General features: G+C 65.6%; 18 protein-coding genes. 9 read left to right on the forward strand and 9 right to left on the reverse strand.

All coding sequences use genetic code 11. The annotated features are described in order from the left end of the window. Nucleotides 1–46: 46 nt before the first annotated feature. Both QVN30_RS03905 and QVN30_RS03910 read right to left on the reverse strand, forming a co-directional pair. A complete protein-coding gene (locus QVN30_RS03905) occupies nt 47–907 on the reverse strand; it encodes a PRD domain-containing protein (protein ID WP_289835537.1) in 861 nt (286 codons plus the stop codon). A 130-nt stretch (nt 908–1,037) separates the two neighbouring features. Then, nucleotides 1,038–3,188, reverse strand: coding sequence for a PTS sugar transporter subunit IIABC (locus tag QVN30_RS03910; protein ID WP_204539966.1), 2,151 nt, complete (start codon nt 3,186–3,188; stop codon nt 1,038–1,040). A gap of 542 nt (nt 3,189–3,730) precedes the next feature. Here QVN30_RS03910 and QVN30_RS03915 point away from each other — a divergent pair. Both QVN30_RS03915 and QVN30_RS03920 read left to right on the forward strand, forming a co-directional pair. Further along, a complete protein-coding gene (locus QVN30_RS03915; protein WP_066828856.1) occupies nt 3,731–3,940 on the forward strand; it encodes a helix-turn-helix transcriptional regulator in 210 nt (69 codons plus the stop codon). A gap of 75 nt (nt 3,941–4,015) precedes the next feature. Then, a complete protein-coding gene (locus QVN30_RS03920) occupies nt 4,016–4,516 on the forward strand; it encodes a hypothetical protein (RefSeq protein WP_289835538.1) in 501 nt (166 codons plus the stop codon). Here QVN30_RS03920 and QVN30_RS03925 read toward each other — a convergent pair. Next, nucleotides 4,513–5,148 carry a GNAT family N-acetyltransferase gene (locus QVN30_RS03925; RefSeq protein ID WP_289835539.1) on the reverse strand — a complete coding sequence of 212 codons (636 nt, stop codon included), beginning with the start codon at nt 5,146–5,148 and terminating at the stop codon, nt 4,513–4,515. The genes QVN30_RS03920 and QVN30_RS03925 overlap by 4 nt on opposite strands. A 310-nt stretch (nt 5,149–5,458) precedes the next feature. On the opposite strand from QVN30_RS03925, the gene QVN30_RS03930 reads away from it, so the two are divergent. From QVN30_RS03930 to QVN30_RS03955, 6 genes are all read left to right on the forward strand, one after another. Beyond that, entirely contained in the window at nt 5,459–6,100 is a 642-nt protein-coding gene (locus QVN30_RS03930; RefSeq protein ID WP_239461647.1) for a helix-turn-helix domain-containing protein, read from the forward strand. 170 nt (nt 6,101–6,270) lie between these two features. Continuing rightward, on the forward strand, nt 6,271–7,011 hold the full coding sequence (locus QVN30_RS03935) for a helix-turn-helix domain-containing protein (protein WP_289835540.1): 741 nt from the start codon (nt 6,271–6,273) through the stop codon (nt 7,009–7,011). A 294-nt stretch (nt 7,012–7,305) separates the two neighbouring features. Next, complete coding sequence (locus tag QVN30_RS03940; RefSeq protein ID WP_289835541.1) at nt 7,306–8,304, forward strand: GNAT family N-acetyltransferase; 999 nt, start codon at nt 7,306–7,308, stop codon at nt 8,302–8,304. Nucleotides 8,305–8,345: 41 nt separating this feature from the next. After that, complete coding sequence (locus QVN30_RS03945) at nt 8,346–8,756, forward strand: DUF5655 domain-containing protein (protein WP_289835542.1); 411 nt, start codon at nt 8,346–8,348, stop codon at nt 8,754–8,756. Nucleotides 8,757–8,814: 58 nt separating this feature from the next. Beyond that, nucleotides 8,815–9,645: a fructosamine kinase family protein gene (locus tag QVN30_RS03950; RefSeq protein ID WP_289835543.1), complete on the forward strand. Its 831-nt coding sequence runs from the start codon at nt 8,815–8,817 to the stop codon at nt 9,643–9,645. Nucleotides 9,646–10,042: 397 nt separating this feature from the next. Next, complete coding sequence (locus QVN30_RS03955) at nt 10,043–11,524, forward strand: ATP-binding cassette domain-containing protein (RefSeq protein WP_289835544.1); 1,482 nt, start codon at nt 10,043–10,045, stop codon at nt 11,522–11,524. Between the two features lie 82 nt (nt 11,525–11,606). On the opposite strand, the gene QVN30_RS03960 is transcribed toward QVN30_RS03955, so the two are convergent. From QVN30_RS03960 to QVN30_RS03975, 4 genes are all read right to left on the reverse strand, one after another. Further along, nucleotides 11,607–12,959 (reverse strand): alpha-amylase family glycosyl hydrolase, encoded by a 1,353-nt coding sequence (locus QVN30_RS03960; RefSeq protein ID WP_289835545.1) that lies wholly within the window; start codon nt 12,957–12,959, stop codon nt 11,607–11,609. Nucleotides 12,960–13,082: 123 nt separating this feature from the next. After that, on the reverse strand, nt 13,083–13,778 hold the full coding sequence (locus QVN30_RS03965; protein ID WP_289835546.1) for a hypothetical protein: 696 nt from the start codon (nt 13,776–13,778) through the stop codon (nt 13,083–13,085). Nucleotides 13,779–14,099: 321 nt separating this feature from the next. Beyond that, entirely contained in the window at nt 14,100–14,759 is a 660-nt protein-coding gene (locus QVN30_RS03970; RefSeq protein WP_273355187.1) for a YczE/YyaS/YitT family protein, read from the reverse strand. A gap of 79 nt (nt 14,760–14,838) precedes the next feature. Further along, nucleotides 14,839–15,150 carry a macro domain-containing protein gene (locus QVN30_RS03975; RefSeq protein ID WP_289835547.1) on the reverse strand — a complete coding sequence of 104 codons (312 nt, stop codon included), beginning with the start codon at nt 15,148–15,150 and terminating at the stop codon, nt 14,839–14,841. Nucleotides 15,151–15,407: 257 nt separating this feature from the next. Here QVN30_RS03975 and QVN30_RS03980 point away from each other — a divergent pair, with 257 nt between their 5' ends. Then, complete coding sequence (locus tag QVN30_RS03980) at nt 15,408–15,845, forward strand: Rrf2 family transcriptional regulator (protein WP_066828882.1); 438 nt, start codon at nt 15,408–15,410, stop codon at nt 15,843–15,845. A 149-nt stretch (nt 15,846–15,994) separates the two neighbouring features. On the opposite strand, the gene QVN30_RS03985 is transcribed toward QVN30_RS03980, so the two are convergent. Beyond that, entirely contained in the window at nt 15,995–16,897 is a 903-nt protein-coding gene (locus QVN30_RS03985; protein ID WP_289835548.1) for an SIR2 family NAD-dependent protein deacylase, read from the reverse strand. 137 nt (nt 16,898–17,034) lie between these two features. Beyond that, nucleotides 17,035–17,295 carry a winged helix-turn-helix transcriptional regulator gene (locus QVN30_RS03990; protein WP_204564796.1) on the reverse strand — a complete coding sequence of 87 codons (261 nt, stop codon included), beginning with the start codon at nt 17,293–17,295 and terminating at the stop codon, nt 17,035–17,037. Nucleotides 17,296–17,481: the final 186 nt, after the last annotated feature.

Here is a 17,481-nt window from a genome sequence, read left to right on the forward strand (position 1 = left end):
CGAAGGTACGTCCCCCAATTTGCATCCGCGGGGATGAGGGCAAGCGTTACCTGTGCGAGGCGGCCCGCGACTCCTCGCCGGCGACGCGGGCGATGTGCATGGCGAGATAGCCCACCTCGAGCTCGCTCACCGGCGTGCCCATGAGCCGCTCCATCTCAGCGCACACGGCCTCTGCGGCCCGATAGCTGCTGGGCGCGCTCAGCTTGATGGTCTCGTTCACGTCGATGCTCAGCCGCTCCCCGCGGATGATGCGCGTGACCATGTACTTCACATGCGTCATGAGGCGGTTGTAGTCGTAAGACGACACATCGATGGCGCTGCCGGTGAGCCGTTCCACCGCGCCGATGCACGCGCGCGTGAGCTGTGCGACCTGTATAGCCTGCTCCACATGGCCGTCATCGAGCGACGAGTGCACGTGCAGGGCGATAAGCCCCACCTCGTCGTCACCCAGCTCCACGCCCATCCGGTCTGCCAGCTCGGCCACGCCTCGCCGCGCCACCTCGAACTCGCGCGGGAACAGCGCGCGGATATCCTCGGTGAGCGGGTTGCTGAGCCCTCCGCCCTCGCGCACGCGCGCCACGGCGAAGGCAAGGTGGTCGGCAAGCGGCAGCAGCATCTTGGGATCCGCCTTGCCGAAGGTGTCGCGCACGTCCTCGTAGATCCCCTCGGCCACGTCGAGCACGACCGGGTCTATCCGGGCGAGCAGGTCGTGCGCGTCGCCGCGACCGCCGGCAGCCTGCGACAGCAGGTAGCGCTGCGGCTCCACGGCCCCTCCGAAATCCTCCACGCGCTCGCCCGGCTTGCGCCCGAAGCCGACGCCGCGTCCGACCACCAGGTACTCGCGCGCATCGTCCATATTGAACGCGAGCAATGCGTTGTGGTTGAGCGGTTTGGTGATGCGGTACATACGGCCGTCTCCTTAGGCGAAGCGCTGGTCAATTCGTTGTCGCGCGCGATGCGCCGACCCCGCCGTCATCCTCAGGCGGCGGCATCCCGGCCGCGCAGCGCACCGGGATGCCGAAGAGCCACGCCCCCTGTTACGCCTCGTAGATATCGACGGCGAGCAGGTCGTCTCCCTGGTTCACGTGACCGAACGCAAGCTGACGGACCTTGTGGCGATCGTCCATGTCGGTGATGAGCACCGGCGTGGAGATGCTGGGGGCGTTCTCGCGGATGTAGTCGAGATCGAACGTCAACAGTGTATCACCGCGCTTGACCTCATCGCCCTGCGCCACGTGCGCCGTGAACGGCTTGCCGCCGAGCTTGACGGTGTCGATGCCCACATGGCACAGCACGCCCGTGCCGTCCGGGAGCTCCAAGCCGACGGCGTGCTTGGTCTCGAACACGAAGGCGACCTTGGCGTCGCAGGGGGCCACGAGCTCGCCGACCGCGGGCACCACGCAGGCGCCGTCGCCCATCATCTTCTCGGCGAACACCGCGTCGGGGCAGGCGGTGAGCGCCAGGGCCTCGCCGGTCAGCGGGCTGCCCAGGGTGATGGTGGCAACCGGCTCGCGCGGGGTCTCGGGCTCGGCGGGGGCATCCTGCTCAGCGGCGGCCGAGGCATCGGATGCGGAGCTTGCGGGATGTGCGGCCAGGTAGGCCTCGAGGTTCGTCTTGATGACGTTCACCTGCGGGCCGTACACGACCTGCACGCCCTCGCCGCGACGGATGACGCCGGCGGCGCCGGTGCCCTTGAGCACGCCTTCCTGGACCTTGGTTCCGTCGTGCACCGTCACGCGCAGGCGCGTGGCGCAGCAGTCGACGTCGCGGATGTTGGCGACACCGCCCAGGCCCGCGGCGATCTGCGCGGAGCGCTCATCATCGGACGAGGCGGCAGGGGCGCCGTCGGCGGCGTTGCCCTCCTTGCGGGCGTTGTAGTCGGCCTTGGTGTAGAGCTTGGTCTCGGCGTCGCCCTCCTCGCGACCGGGGGTCTTGAAGTCGAACTTCTTGATGAGGAAGGTGAACAGCAGGTAGTACACGGCAAAGAACGCGATGCCCAGCGGGATGATGAGCAGCCAGCTCGTCTTGTCGTTGCCCTGCAGGATACCGAACATGAACAGGTCGAGGAAACCGCCGGAGAAGGTGAGGCCGACGGTGATGTTGAGCAGGTAGCACAGCATGTAGGCGAGGCCCGCGAACACCGTGGAGATACCGAAGAGCACGGGCGCCACGAACAGGAACGAGAACTCGAGCGGCTCGGTGATACCGGTGAGCATGGAGGTCAGGGCAGCGGAAAGCAGCAGGCCGCCGACGGCCTTCTTGCGCTCGGGCTTGGCCGCCTGGTACATGGCCAGGGCGGCACCGGGGAAGGCGAAGATGTACAGGACGAACTCACCGGTGAAGCACCAGGTGCCAGCGGTGGAGAAGTGGGTGACGGTGGGGTCGGCGAGCTGGGCGAAGAAGATGTTCTGGGCGCCGTAGACCATCTGGCCGGCGACCTCCATGGAGCCGCCCACGGCCGTCTGCCAGAACGGCAGGTAGAACACGTGATGCAGGCCGAAGGGAATGAGCAGGCGCTTGATCATGCCGAACAGGAACACGCCCACCGGGCCGGCGCTCGCCACCGCGTAGCCGAGCGCGTTGATGCCCTCCTGCACGGGCTGCCAGACGAAGAACATCGCGATGCCCACGAACGTGAACACCACCGTGGAGATGATGGGCACGAAGCGCGAGCCGCCGAAGAACGACAGCGCCTGGGGCAGCTGAATCTTATAGAACTTGTTGTGCAGAGCAGAGGTGCCGAGGCCCACGATGATGCCGCCGAAGGCGCCCATCTGCAGCGAGGTGATGCCGAGCACGCTCGCGGTGGCGCCGTCGATGAACTGCTCGACCCCGCCGGTGAGGTCGATCATGGCCGAGATGGCCGAATGCATGACGAGGAACGCCACGGCGGCCGAGAGCGCAGCGACCTCCTTCTCGGCGCGGGCCATGCCGATGGCCACGCCCACGGCGAAGATGAGCGGCAGGTTGTCGAAGATGACGCCGCCGCAGGCCGACAGCACCGTGAAGACATCCCATGCGATGGTGCCCGGGCCCATGATGCCCAGCAGGTTGTAGGTCGCAAGCGTCGTCTCGTTGGTGAACGAGCTGCCGAGGCCCATAAGCAGGCCGGCAACGGGTAGGACCGCGATGGGGAGCATGAACGAGCGCCCCACGCGCTGAAGGATTCCGAAGATCTTGTCCTTCATGTGCGCCTCCTTGAGGTCGTGCGCCCTTGCGGGCGCGGGCTTTTCCGGGCGGGCGCCCGGAAGGTTCGTCGCCGGCTCAGGGAGTGCGCGGATGCTGCGGCGTGTCGCGGGCCCGATGCCCGGCTGGTTCTCGGCATGAAAAAAGCACCGACCTGCGACATATCCGCAACGACGCCATGCGCCGCCCATGAGCCGAAGGTTAGTGCCTGCTTGCCAGTTACACGCCTCGTTATGCGATTCGATGCCATTGTGCCGTGCGGACGCGGGCTGCCAAGACCGCCGCCGGCGAGCGGTCGGTTTTTACGGACGAACGGCATGAGCTTTATGAGGGACCTGACGGCGATCTCAGTTTTTGCAAAGTCTGCTTGTCTTTTTTTGCAAAGTAGACTATGCTTTTCTTGCAAAGCAAACTTGACATTTGAAAGAGGTCGCCATGGACATGAACACCGTCGCCGCACTCGCAGCCATCCTCCTGTGCACATGCGGGGCGCTCGCCCGAATCCGAGACGGGCGCCGTCGTGCCCCCGGCACCCGACGCTAGCATGCGCACGCGCATCAAGGAGCTGCGCCGCGCAGCCAAGCTCAGCCAGGCGGAACTCGCCGACGCGGTCGGGACTACGCGCCAGACGATCACATCCATCGAGGTCGGAAAGTACACCGCCTCGCTTCCCCTGGCGTACAAGATCGCCCGGCATTTCGGCCTTTCCATCGAAGAGGTCTTCGATTTCTCCGAGATCGACGAGGAACTGTAAGGAGCAGCACCCATGAATCCGTTCGAAACGCTTCGCCGAAGTCTATCGTTGTTCGATGAACCGGAAGGGGTACCCATGAAACGCACTCTCGAGACCGTGCGCGCCGATGTCCGCCGCCGTCTGCGCCGCGAGACCGCCTCCGCAGCCGTCATCTGCGGCTCCCTGATCGCCCTCGGCGTGCTCAGCGCCAGCGACAGCCTCCCCGCCCTGCACGACGACATGCGCGTCTCGGGGTTTCTCGCCGGCTTTCTGACGGGCCTGTTCGCCGTGGCCGGCGTCATCACCATCCGTCGGATCGTCGACATGCGCCGCGCGCTGCGAGACGATGCCGCGCTGCGCCGGCTCCATGCCAAGGAGCATGATGAGCTGCAAGCGCACATGGAGCGGGAGATCGCCCGGACGTTCATCCAGATCATGCCCGCCCTGGCCGTGGTCGCCATCTTCGCCGGTGCGCTCGTGGGCCTCGAGGCCATGGCCGCCGTCGCCGCGACGCTCGTGTTCCTCTCGCTCGCCCTGCTCGCGGTGAAGCTGTACGTCAAAGCGGGCTACCGCCACGAGGTCGCCGAGGACGCCTAGCGTGCCGTCAGCTTTGCCATCGAGGTGCCAGGGCGGTGCGCGGCGTACACGCCTTTTTCGACAAAACGCACCGTCGAATTATCCCAGTACCCACGGTAGACCCTGCTCTCGACCCCATCGAGGTTGAGCTGGTACATCCTGAACACGACGGGGATGTCTTTCGGCTGCCATTGCTCCTCATAGGAATATCGGTACCTCATCCCCACGTTGCGCATGACCCCGCCGCTTCTGGGATTGTTCCTATCATGCGTCGCCGTCACAAACGGCATGCCGTCTCGTTTCACCCGCTCGATGACGGCCCGCGCGGCCTCCGTCGCAATTCCCCGATGCCAGAACTCCTTGCGGAGCCCGTAGCCAAGGTCATGGTGCTCCTCCATGGAGACGTTTATGTAACCGATGGGGCATCCTTCTTCCTTCAGGCATATCGCATAGGCATACGCCTGCGGCAGCGCATACAAGGGGGCGTACCGACCCTCATAGAACGCCTTCGTTTCCTCGAGGCTCTCAACGGGGTACCACGGCAAGAACCGGTTGGCCTCCTTATCCCGAAGGATCAGGAACAATGCGTCGAGATCCCGTTCCGTAAATGCGCGCAATACCAGACGCCTGGTCTCCAAGGCGGGCGCATTCATCCACATCTCCCTTAGCCGACACATGCACGCTCGTGCTCTTTATCCCATCATAGCGCCGGACCGTTTTGCGCACTCAGCTTTGGTGAGCCTCTCGCCATGCCCGTCCCCGCCGCAAAGGACAGCTTGGGGCGCATGGGGCACGCGCCTCAAGTCCTCAACAAAACACCAGCTCAGAACCCCTGACAAGAACTCTTGTCAGGGGTTCTGCCATCAGCCGGGCGCCTGTCGGGAACCTTTGATGGTAAAGTGGGACGCGCCATGCCACCCTGCGAGGTGAAGGACGGGCACGCGAGGACCCGAAAGGAGGGACATGATGGACACGATGCAGATCGGGGCGCAGATCAAGCGACACCGCGGCGAGCTCGGCCTGTCGCAAGACGGCCTTGCCGCCAAGGTCTACGTCTCGCGCCAGACGATCTCGTCATGGGAGACGGGCAAGACCTATCCCGATGTGCAAAGCCTCCTCATGCTCTCCGAGCTCTTCGGCGTGACCGTCGACGACCTCGTGAAGGGAGACCTGGAAACCATGAACAAGGCTATCGACTCCGACATCATCTTGATGAAGCGCTTGAGCATCGCCATCCTCGGCTTCTTGCTGCTGATGCTCGCATGCCTTATCTGGCTGAGCGTGCAGATGATCGCGTGGGACTGGACCTTTGCGCAGACGATGCCCACCGCCCTGCTCGCGCTTTCCATGTGGGGCATCGCCATGTTCTTCGCCGTCTGGACGGAGCGGATCAAGAAGGACCGAGACCTCATCACCTATCGGGAGATCAAGGACTTCCTGGCGGGCCGCACGGTCGACCGCAGCACGGAGCGCGGCCGGCGCGAGCGCATGATCCCGGGCTGGATGAAGATCGTCCGCACCGTGGGCCTCACGCTGCTCGCAGCCGCTATCGGGGCGTTCTTTGGATACGGCGGCGCGGCGCTTGTGGACCATCTGATGGGATAGGGCGCCGCGACGGATCTTTCGCATTCCGGCAGGCTGGAGCTCGAACCCATCCGCCTCACGCCTGCGCCACGCTGCGCGCAACCACCGGTTGACATCTCTTGAGGGCCGAGCCGGCCGAAACTCCCTGCAGCCCGGTACAATCGGGATGACCCCGGCCAAGGGAGGCACCTATGAAGGCAGACACGCGCAACGATCGCACGCCGTCCATCGCCTGTGGGCTGGCCGAGCGCCTGGGCGCACGCAGGCGCGAGCGCGGACTCACCCAGGGCCAGGTCGCCGTCCGCCTCGGGATAAGCAGGCAGGCGGTCTCCAAGTGGGAGCACGGGCAGTCCGCCCCGGACCTGGACAACCTTGCCCGCCTGGCCGACCTGTTCGGCTGCACCGTCGATGAGCTGCTGGGAGGCGCCGTTTCCGGCGATGGGCCCGGCGACCGCCACCCGGCGCACCAGCAGGCCCCCGCCATGCAGACGCCCGCCGAGTCCGAGCGCATCGCATCCGACCGCCGCTTCATCGCGGGCGCCACCCTGGGGCGCGGAGCGCTCATAGGGCTCGGGCTCGCCCTCATGCAGCTCGCCCACGACCCCTCGCCGCGGCAGGACGCGGGGCCGCTCGCATGCGCCTACCTCGTCTTCATCCTGCTTTGCGCCATCGGCCTGTCCGTCTGCAGCCTTCGCTACACGAAGCGCGGCGGCCCGAAACGAATCATCCTGTTCGACCTCGCCGCCATCCTGATGGTCTCCATCGTGCCGCATGCGCTCGGGGGAGCTCCGACGGTACTCGCCGTCTGCGGCATCATCGCCCTGGCGCTCACGGTCTGTGCGTCCAGCATATACCGCTGGTGGCTGCTCTATCAGCGCGTATGGAACCCCGTCGAGGATCTCCGCGATCCCTGGGGGCGATCTGCGCACTAGGGAAACGCTGATCGAAGGGCTTCGAGCCCCACGGAGCGCCGCGGACGGGCGAGACGATACGCTATAGGCACGCCGCCCCGTCGAAAGTACGCTATGGGCACGTTTTTCGCCCGAAAGCGTGCCCATAGCGTACCGTGGATGGGTCGACGTGCCATATGCGTACCGTCGATCCGGACGGGCCCCGGGATGCGCGGCACGGAGCGATCGGGGGCAGGGCGCTTCGACCGGCGTTTGCCCCATGCGGTTTGCGGCGGGATAATCGTATCGACCGCACCCGCTATCCAAAGGAACCCCGTGCACGTTCGCGTCGAACCATATTCCCCCGCCTGGGCAGCGCAGTTCAAGGCCGAGGCGGCCCGCGTCGCCCGTGCGCTGGGCGACGCCCTCCTCGAGGTCCATCACATCGGCAGCACCTCGGTGCCGGGGCTTGCCGCCAAGCCCGTCATCGACATGATGCCCGTCGTGCGCGACCTCGCCTCGGCTGACGCGCGGCGCGAAAGCCTGGAGGCCCTCGGCTACGAGTGGTGCGGGGAGTTCGGCATCCCCGGCAGGCGCTACCTGCGCAGATCATCTCCCTCCAACCCAGACCTCCGCCTGTTCCAACTGCACGTCTTCTCGCAAGACAGCGTCGACGACATCCGACGCCATCTGGCGGTGCGCGACTACCTCCGCACCCATGCGGACGCCGCCCGCGCGTACGGCGCGCTCAAGGGACGGCTCGCACGGCGTTTCCCCGAGGACATCGACGCCTACTGCGACGGGAAGGACGACTTCGTGCAGCATCTGCAGCATGACGCCGTCGCCTGGATGGCCGGACGCGTCCAGTCGCTTCCCGTCATCGCCCTGCGCGATCGGCCGGATCTGATTGAGTGCGCCGCCGAGTGGTTCTCGTCGATATGGGGCGTCGCGACAGAGGATTACCGCACAAGCATGCGCGCATGCGTGCAGGGACAGGCTGCGATTCCCCAGTGGTACATCGTGTGCGACAACGGGCGGATCGCGGCGGGCGCGGGCGTGATCGACAACGACTTCCACGAACGCCGCGACCTCGCCCCCAACGTCTGCGCGGTCTACGTGCAGCCCGAATATCGCCGTCTGGGCGTGGCAAGGCGGCTGCTCGATGCCGTCTGCCATGACATGGCGCGCCAAGGCGTGCCGCACCTGTACCTGTTCACCGACCACGATGGCTTCTACGAGCGCCTGGGCTGGCAGTTCGTAGACATGGTGCGCGACGATGACGGAGAGCTCGGACGCATGTACGCGCACCGGATGCCCGACGGGTGCGCGGAATAGCCGCTTTTTCGCGCCGAGAGACGACGTAAGAAGGAGGAGCCATGGAGCGCCGTGACGACGAGCTGGAACGCTTCTTTGCGCGCGACCAGCTCATGCTGCCAATCTACCGCGTCCTCGAGGACCGCATTTGGGCAGAGATCGGCGCCGACGTGCTCATACGCGTGCAGAAGACGCAGATCACCTTCTCGGACCGTCGCGTCTTCGGCTGTGCATCGCTTCCCATCCGGCGCAAGCGCGACTGGCCCCGCCACTGCCTCATGGTGACCTTCGGGCTCGCGCACCGCGTGGACGCGCCGCGCATCGCAGTGGCGACGGAGCCCTACCCCAACCGGTGGACGCACCATGTGATCGTGGAGCGCCCGGACGAGATCGACGACGAGCTCATGGCCTGGATGCGGGAAGCGCACGCCTTCGCGCTGAGCAAGGGAGGCACCGGCAGACCATCCGCGTGATCAGCGCCGAGAGGCCACGCTTGCCCCAAACCCCACCACGACCTTTCCTGGAGAGAACATGCCGACATTCACAGAGGACACCGTGATCAAAACCGGAGCGGCGACCAGCGACGAGCTGCTGTGCGAGGCCGCCGGGCTGCGCTGGCTCGCCGAGGCCGGGGCGCACGGCGGCATGCGGTGCGCCCGGGTCCTCTCGGCATCGCGCCGCCAGCTGGTGGAGGAGCGCATCCGCACCGGCACCCCTTCGCGCGCGGCCGCCCGGAGCATCGGCGCCGCGCTCGCCCGCACGCATGCCGTCGGCGCCCCGTGGTGGGGCTGCCCGCCTGCGGGATGCCCCGAGGGCGCTGCGGGCATCGGCCGCGCGGCGACGCCCTACGTCCCGCGCGATGAGGCGCCGTCCTCATGGGGCGCGTTTTTCGCAACCTACCGCATCCGCTACTACGTACGGATGCTCCGTGACGACGGGTCCTTCGGCCCGCGCGAGACGGACCTCCTCGAACGCGTGGCGTCCCGCGTGGAGCGCGGAGATTTCGACGCCGAGCAGCCCGCGCTCGTGCGGGAGTCGGGCGCGGTCTGCGCGCGGCTGCACGGGGACCTGTGGGCAGGCAACGTCTTGTACCTGGCCGATCAGACCGAGCCGAGCGGCGGCGCGCTGATCGACCCCATGGCATACGGGGGACACGCCGAGACCGACCTGGCGATGCTCCAGCTGTTCGGCTATCCGTACCTCGATGACGTGATCGCCGGCTACGACGAGGCCTCACCGTTGACCGACGGCTGGCAAGAGCGCGTGGGCGTGCACCAGCTGGCGCCCCTGCTGCTGCACTGCGTGCTCTTCGGAGGCGGCTATATCGGCGAGACCATCGCCGTCGCCCGCCGCTACGCGTAAGGCGGCAAGATAGAGCAGCTTTTCATCGACACCGTGTCGATGAAAAGGAACCCGTACCCAAATCGTCGACACCGTGTCGTTTGCTATACTCTGACCGTCAGCCGAGTGAAACATGGGGTTTGCAGTGCGTGTGGCGGCGCCATCGGCTCGACAGGAAGAAGGCTGAACATTGCGGATTCGCTAGGGAAACGCTGATTAATTGCTTTCGCGGCGGTCGGTTCCGTGGCGAGGCGGATGCGGGCGAAGACGAGGAAGGCGCAGTTGCGCTGCGCCGACGCAGCCTGAGCGCGCAGGCGCCCGGCACGGGGCCGACCGGCGCGGAATGAATTGATCAGTGGTTCCCGAGACACACTCATCTGAACGCACGCGTATCGTCGCTCATCCAAGGAGTATGTCTATGCAGCTTTCGCTCACCGGCGTTACCTTCGCCTACCCTTCTGCCCAAAATCCCATTCTCAACAACATCACCGTCGCATTCCCCGTCGGCTGGACCGGTCTTCTCGGCGACAACGGGTGCGGCAAATCCACCCTCGCGCGCATCGCCTGCGGACAGCTGAAGCCCGATGCCGGCTCGGTCACGCGCGGCCTTCTGTGCGTCATGTGCGCTCAGGAAGTCGACGAGGCGCCCGAGGGGCTGTACGACTTCGCGGCGGACTACGGTCGCGATGCGCGCGAGCTGCGCCGCATCTTCCGCATCGAGGACGACATGCCCTGGCGCTTCGACGAACTCTCTTTCGGCGAGCGCAAGAAGCTGCAGATTGCCGTGGCCCTATGGCAGCGCCCCGACGTGCTCGTCGCCGACGAGCCCACCAACCATCTGGACGCCGACGCTCGATCCCAGCTCACGCACGCGTTGCAGCGGTTCCGCGGCATCGGAATCCTCGTGTCGCACGACCGCGACCTGCTGGACGACCTGGTGGACCGCTGCGTATCGTTCGAGGCGGGCGGTGCGCTCGTCGTGCGGCCGGGCGGATACACGGCGGCACACGGCCAAGCCGAGCTGGAGCGAACCTCCGCCCTGCACGAGCGCGCCGCCGCCAAGGAGCACCTGGCGAGGCTCACCGCCGAGCAGGAGCGTCGCGCGCACGAAGCCGCACGCGCCGACGCACGCCGCAGCAAGCGCAGGATCGACCCCAAGGACAAGGCCGCAAAGGCAAAAATCGATCTCGCCATCTACACCGGTCAGGACGGGGCGGCGGGAAAATCAGCCGTGCAGATGAACGCGCAGGTCGAAGCCGCCCGCAAGCGGGTCGCAGCAGCGTTCGTGCACAAGCGCTACGACGGCGACCTGTGGGTTGACGCGCAGCCGAGCCGCCGCAAGACGGTGCTGCACGTACCGGCATCTTGCATCCCCTGCGGAGCAGGAGAGCTCGTCATCCCCGAGCTGTTCGTGGGGAACACCGACCACGTGGGCATCGTCGGGCCAAACGGCGCCGGCAAGTCAACGCTGCTCGCGCACGTACGCGGCCTGGTGGCATCCGATCTACCTGTGCTCGATATCCCGCAGGAAGTCGAACCGAGCGAGCGGGAGCGCCTCGTTGCGCGCATCGTCGCGCTCTCCCCCGCCGAGCGCGGGCAGGTGCTCTCGACCGTCGCGCAGCTCAACTCAGATCCCGATCGCATCCTGGAAGGCGGTCGCACGAGCCCCGGGGAGCTGCGCAAGCTCATGCTCGCCGAGGGGCTGCTGCGCCACCCGGTCCTCATCATCATGGACGAGCCCACCAACCACCTGGACCTGCATTCCACCGAGGCGTTGGAGCGGGCGCTTGCCGGATATCCGGGAGCGCTGCTGCTGGTGAGCCATGACCGAACGTTCTTGCGAGCCTGCACCTCGAGCGTCTGGGTTGTCCGCGACGGACGGGTCTCGCCCCATGCATAAGCGTGCCCGGGCGACGATCTGCCCGGGCATCCGCCTCTCACGCACGCATGGGAGGAATCGACCCCGTCCTGAAACGCGCCCTCTAGAGGGAGCGCAGCCAGCGCACCTCGAACGGGGCGAGCCCGAGCGACCCGTCCAGCTCAACCGGCGCGGCTCCGCGATCGAGCAGGTCGGCAAACGACCCGCGCAGCTCGTCGGCCTGCAGGGTAAAGGGCTCGTCCACGGCGTTCACCGCCACCAGCACGCGCTCGGCAGGATGCTCGCCATCCATATCCGCCGCGCGCTCGAACAGCAGCTGCTTGTTGGTGATGACCACGTTGCGGTAGGACCCATAATTGAGGGCGCGGCTGTCGGCGCGCGCTGCTATGAGCCCCTTCAGGTACTCTGTCAGCTCGTTCGGCTCGGGCTCGACGAACTCGGGACGCAGGTCGTAGTCGTCATGCGCGCCCTTCACGCCGGCCTGTCCCCATTCGCTGCCGTAGTACAGGCACGGAATGCCCGGCATGCCGAACAGCAGGCCATAGGCCGGACGGATGGCGCGCGGCTCGGTCAGGATGCTCGCCAGGCGCGTGACGTCGTGGTTATCGGCGAACGAGAGCAGGTGCAGCCCGCGATAGATGCACCACGGGTCGCCGCCGAACTGGCGATGCAGCGAGTGGGCGATCTCGAACATGTTTTGGGAGTTGAAGCTCGAGTACAGTCCCTTGTAGCACTCGTAGTTCGTGCACGAATGCAGCATCCCGTCGTTGACGATCTGGCTGTAATCGCCGTGGAGCGTCTCGCCGATGAGGACGAAGTCGCGCCCCGGCTCGCTCGCCGCAGTGATGTCGTTTGCGACCTGGCGCAACCGGCGGATGAAATCATGGTCGAGCGAATAGGCGACATCCAGGCGCAGGCCGTCGATATCGAACTCGTAGCGCCAGGCGCGCACGATGTCGAGCAGGTACTCGACGACCGCAGGATTGCGCAGGTTGAGCTTCACCAGGTCGAAGCACCCTTCCCAGCCCTCGTACCAAAAGCCGTCGCCGAACGCCGAATCGCCCTCGAAATTGATGAAGAACCAGTCACGGTAGGGTGAGTCCCAGCGCTTCTCGCGTACATCCTGGAACGCCCAGAACTCGCGCCCGACATGGTTGAACACCGCATCGAGCACCACGCGGATACCGTGGTCGTGGAGCTCGCGGACGACCTCGACAAAATCATCGTTGGTGCCCAGGCGGCAATCGATCTTGGTGAAGTCGCGCGTGTCGTAGCCGTGCGTGCTCGACTCGAACACGGGGTTGAGCAGCACGGCGCCGAAGCCCAGCTCCTCCAGGTAGTCCGCCCATTCCGCCACGCGCTTGATGCGATGCTCTTGGATGCCGTCGTTATGGAGTGGCGCACCGCAGAACCCGATGGGATAGATCTGATAGAACGTGCTCTCGAATGCCCACATGACAGCTCCTCCTTTGCCGCCTGATGCCCACAAGCAAGTAGTATACCCGTCGCGGCGCAGGCGAACCGTCCGCGGCGGATGCGGAGGCGGGTGCGGCTGATGCGGCAGGGGTCGCGGCGAGAATCAGCCCATCAAAGAACCGTTGAAATGGATGATGCCTCCCAGCATCACGACAAGGCCGATACCGCACAGCACAAGTGCCGCCACCAGCAGGATCTTGACGATTCGAGGCATCGGTCGACGTGTGCAGCACATGGCCAGCCCGATGGAGGACGCCAAGCCGACACCGAACACGATGGTACCGGCGCCGACCCATGCGGCAAGTGCCGGGAGATCATCGGGATCGACGTTGACGAGATGGTACCCGTGCAACATCGACGGGTCGCCGGATGCGATCATGAGCGCACCCGGCACCACAGTCGCGGCGCACACGACGACTGCGGCCAGAGCGCCGAGGCCGATCATGAAGGCGCGCGATGTCCCCTGCATGCTACCTCCCATCGTGACCAAGGAGCCGTTGAAGTGCACGATGGCACCCAACGAGATCCCGATGCCGGCGATGAGCAGCGCGATCCCTATGACGCTCATCCAGTCGGGCATGTCGGCGGGCGGCATCAGCAGGGCGCACCCGACGCCCGCGACAAGCAGCCCCGCGCCCGACCAGCGCGCCAGCGGAACCATCTTGGCAGGCGGCACCGACGCGTAATGGTAGCCGTGTAAGATGCGCGGATTGCCGGAAACCAGCATGTAGACGCCCGTTGCGCCCACGATAAGACCGCAGAGCATGCAGGTGATGAAGCCGCCCATCTGTTCGTCCATGACGAGCCTCCTCAAGGTCGCACATCCCATCAATCCGAAAGGATTGAGCAATCATAGCGCTCGGTGGCAACGTTGCAAGGCGCTCGCCCACACGTCGGCAAGCGGGGCCTTCAGAAGGATGAGCGGGTGCAAATCGGGGGACGTACCTGCCGCGTGCATTCTTAGGGTGCCTATGTATAGCGGAGACATACATTTTGCATACATTTATATGTATATCGCATATCGGAAGCGTACCCGCCGCACCAAAAGAATGCACGCGAAAGGTACGTCCCCAGATTTGCATAAATGCACGCAGCAGGTACGTCCCCCGATTTGCATCGATCAGCGGTCCTTCAGGATTGCGCGGATGGGCGCCGCGGTCTTGGGCAGCCAGAACTGGACCAGGGGGCCGGTGAGCAGCACGGCGACGATCGTCCCCGCGCCCACCGTGCCGCCGAGCGCAAAGCCGGCGGCCACGAAGAACAGGTCGCAGGCGACGCGAACCCAGCGGAACTCGATATTCGGAAGCTTGTCGGACAAGATGATCGCCACCAGGTCGTTCGGACCGGTTCCGGCGTTGCTGTTGATGACGATCGACATGCCGAGCGACAGCACCACGCACCCGACGAGCATGCTTGCGATGCGCAGCGCCATGGGAGACATCTCGTTGATGGCACCCTGGAGCAGCCAGGTGAACGCGTCGATGATGGGGCCGCCGCAAAACGCGCAGACCACCGTTCCGGGCTTGACGTAGCCTTTCGTGGTGAGCAGCATGACCGCCATCAAGATGCACAAGACGATCACGTGGACCGTACCGACCGTCAGCCCGAACACGCGCGAGAGGCCCTGGATGAACACGGTGAACGTATCGGTCCCGAGCGACGACTGCAAAAACAGCGTGACGCCAAGATGCGCCACCGTGAGCCCGATAAGCAAAATGACCAGGGCCTTTGCCCAATCCTGTGCGCTCCTGGCAGACGTATCCGATGCGAACTGCGCCATATGGCCCCACTTTCCGACGAGAACCGATCGGCCGCATTATCTCACGTCGGCCCCGAAACCCGCGCGACGAACGGAGCGGCTAGCCGAGCAGGCGCCGGTAGATGGCGAGATCCTCGTCGAGGAAGACGTCGAACACGACGCGAAGACCGGCATCGGGATTCGCGTCGAGCCACGCGCGAACGGCTTCGACCGCGATCTGCGCGGCCTCGGCTTGAGGAAAGCCGAACACGCCGGTGCTGATGCAGCAAAACGCGACGCTTGTGAGGCCCTCCGCCGCCGCGGCGTCCAGGCACGCCGCATAGCACCGCGCGAGCTCGCGCCGATGCCGCGCGGTGGGCGCCCCCTGCGCGCCAACGCGTCGCGACGCCTGTCGTCCACCATCGCTCCTCACCTCTTGCTCGGGAAACACCGAGTGATGCATGTTCTTGCCCGGTGTTCGCATCTGCCACAGGACGGGCGTGCTTAGCAAATGCGGGCACCGGATCCGCCCATCGTCCCACGAGTTTAGCCCTCTACACCTCGCGTGAGATGTAATGTCAACAGTTACACCATAGCGGGCGACTTCTCCACACTTCCTCCATGGTGTACTATAAACACGTACACCTCATGTCATGACACCACTATTCACACGGAAGAAAGGGAAGCCCCATGCAGATCTCGACGCGCTTCACCATGGCCGTGCACATCCTGCTCGCCATCGGCGAGTTCTCCCCCGCCACGCGCACCACGTCGACGTTCCTTTCAAAGAGCGTCAACGCCAACCCGGTCGTCATCCGGCGCGCGTTGGGCCAGCTCAAAGACGCCGGCATCATCACCGTGGAGATGGGACCGGGCGGCGCCGCGTTCGCGCGCCCCGCAGAGCAGATCACGCTGCTCGACGTGTACCGCGCCGTGGAAAGCACCGAGGACCATCTGTTCAACTTCCACGAGAATCCGAACGCCGAGTGCCCGGTCGGCCGCAACATCCATGCCGTGCTCGACAGCGAGCTCGATGACGCCCAGAAGGCGCTCGAGGACCGTCTGGCGCAGACGTCCATCGCGGATCTGCTCGCCCGCATCGACACCCTGGTCGCCGAGCAGCAGTAAACGCAGGCAACGGGAGCAGCCGATCTGCCGCTCGCCATCCGGCCATAAAGCTGCGCGTCAAAGGGGCGTCCCCGACGTGCAAAAGTGCATGCTTGCAAAAATGCACGCAGAAGGTACGTCCCCCGATATGCACTATCGCAGACGGAACCTTACGCCAACGCGGACAGCACGCGGGCGATGTCGGCGTCGATGAGGATCGAGCGGCGCTCGATATCGATGGGCGCCACCGCCTCGCCCATGTTCACGCAGGCGTACGTGGCGCGCCGGTTGGAGGCCACGGCGCGCCAGAACGGGAACTTGATGATGACCGGAGTGTTGTAGCCCACGCCGAGCTCCAGGTACAGCGTGCGTGCTCGCTCGTGACGGCGCTGAAAGTCCGCCCAGCGCTCCGCGGCGCGGTGCCACCCTTCGTCCTCGACGAAGGTGCCGTCCGAGCGCAGGTTCATGCTCATGGGCCTGCCGCACACCGGGCAGTGCGGCACCAGCTCGCTCGGGACCTCCATGCGCGGGCGCATGCCGGCGGGAAGCGCATACAGGCCGTCCTCGCCCTGCACGAACACCTGCGCGCGGTTGTCGCAGGTGCCCGCATGGCACGGCTCGCTGCACTGAAGCAGGCCGTAGTCGCCCTGGGTGTAGAACAGTCGGCGCTTGTCGAAGCCGGCAAGCTGGAACTGATGGTCCACGTTGGTGGTGAGCACAAAGTAGTCGCGGTCGCGCACGAGGTCCAGCAGGTCGGCGTAGACGCTGCCCGGCGCGCGCATGTAGCGGTTGCAGTAGATGTAGCGGCTCCAGTACGCCCGGTGCTCCCCGAACGACGCGAACGGGTAGAACCCTCCCGAATACATGTCGGCAAAGCCGTAGCGGTCCACAAAATCCGAGAACCACCTGGTCAGGCACTCGCCCGTATAGGTGAGGCCGGCGGCGGTGGACAGGCCGGCGCCCGCGCCGATCACCACCGCGTCCGCGGCGTCGAGCGCCTCGCGCAGCCGCTCGATCTGAGCGGGAGTCTTGCCCGCCTTCGGGGCGCCCACCAGGCGCAGCGTTCCGTTCACGATACCTCTCCCTTCGTCGGCCGCGGTGCGGCGCATCGTCAACCGCCACCCTAGGGCGTGCCGGACGCAAAGGGAAGTAGGCACAAAAAAGTGCCTATGGCCGCATGCGTCTTGGAGCTACTGGGGACAGGTTCCCGCTACTCCCTGCGAACCATCTTCTGGTAGCGGGTCCCCCACGACTCCATGCTCTCGATGATGGGCCGCATGGACTCCCCCACCGCAGACAGACGATACTCCACATGCGGCGGGACCTCGGGATACACCGTGCGCGTGACGATCTCATCGGCCTCGAGCTGGTGCAGGTTCTCGGTGAGTGATTTTTGGCTGATGCCCTCAATGGAATGCTGCAGCTCGTTGAAGCGGTAGGGGCGGTCGAGCAGCCGCTGGAGGATGAAGATCTTCTACTTGTTGCCGATCAGACGGAGCGTCGTGGCAACCGGACAGGGCGGCAGCTCGTCTTTGCTCAACATGCGGACATCCCCTCTTCCATCCGACGCGTGCACACGCGCCCAACATCGTGCGAATCGAAATCCGCACCGTTCGCGCAGCGTGCGCCCAAAGGTCACCCTTTGGTGCCCATCCCA

This window comes from Collinsella ihumii, from assembly GCF_030385545.1.
Taxonomy (GTDB): domain Bacteria; phylum Actinomycetota; class Coriobacteriia; order Coriobacteriales; family Coriobacteriaceae; genus Collinsella; species Collinsella ihumii.

Bases quoted from the DNA above. Each gene is read 5' to 3' on its own strand.
- QVN30_RS03915 (WP_066828856.1), top strand. From the start codon at position 3,731: ATGCGCACGCGCATCAAGGAGCTGCGCCGCGCAGCCAAGCTCAGCCAG.
- QVN30_RS03935 (WP_289835540.1), top strand. From the start codon at position 6,271: ATGAAGGCAGACACGCGCAACGATCGCACGCCGTCCATCGCCTGTGGG.
- QVN30_RS03920 (WP_289835538.1), top strand. From the start codon at position 4,016: ATGAAACGCACTCTCGAGACCGTGCGCGCCGATGTCCGCCGCCGTCTG.
- QVN30_RS03925 (WP_289835539.1), bottom strand. From the start codon at position 5,148: ATGAATGCGCCCGCCTTGGAGACCAGGCGTCTGGTATTGCGCGCATTT.
- QVN30_RS03910 (WP_204539966.1), bottom strand. From the start codon at position 3,188: ATGAAGGACAAGATCTTCGGAATCCTTCAGCGCGTGGGGCGCTCGTTC.
- QVN30_RS03950 (WP_289835543.1), top strand. From the start codon at position 8,815: ATGCCGACATTCACAGAGGACACCGTGATCAAAACCGGAGCGGCGACC.
- QVN30_RS03980 (WP_066828882.1), top strand. From the start codon at position 15,408: ATGCAGATCTCGACGCGCTTCACCATGGCCGTGCACATCCTGCTCGCC.
- QVN30_RS03965 (WP_289835546.1), bottom strand. From the start codon at position 13,778: ATGGACGAACAGATGGGCGGCTTCATCACCTGCATGCTCTGCGGTCTT.
- QVN30_RS03960 (WP_289835545.1), bottom strand. From the start codon at position 12,959: ATGTGGGCATTCGAGAGCACGTTCTATCAGATCTATCCCATCGGGTTC.
- QVN30_RS03955 (WP_289835544.1), top strand. From the start codon at position 10,043: ATGCAGCTTTCGCTCACCGGCGTTACCTTCGCCTACCCTTCTGCCCAA.
- QVN30_RS03970 (WP_273355187.1), bottom strand. From the start codon at position 14,759: ATGGCGCAGTTCGCATCGGATACGTCTGCCAGGAGCGCACAGGATTGG.
- QVN30_RS03930 (WP_239461647.1), top strand. From the start codon at position 5,459: ATGATGGACACGATGCAGATCGGGGCGCAGATCAAGCGACACCGCGGC.
- QVN30_RS03905 (WP_289835537.1), bottom strand. From the start codon at position 907: ATGTACCGCATCACCAAACCGCTCAACCACAACGCATTGCTCGCGTTC.
- QVN30_RS03945 (WP_289835542.1), top strand. From the start codon at position 8,346: ATGGAGCGCCGTGACGACGAGCTGGAACGCTTCTTTGCGCGCGACCAG.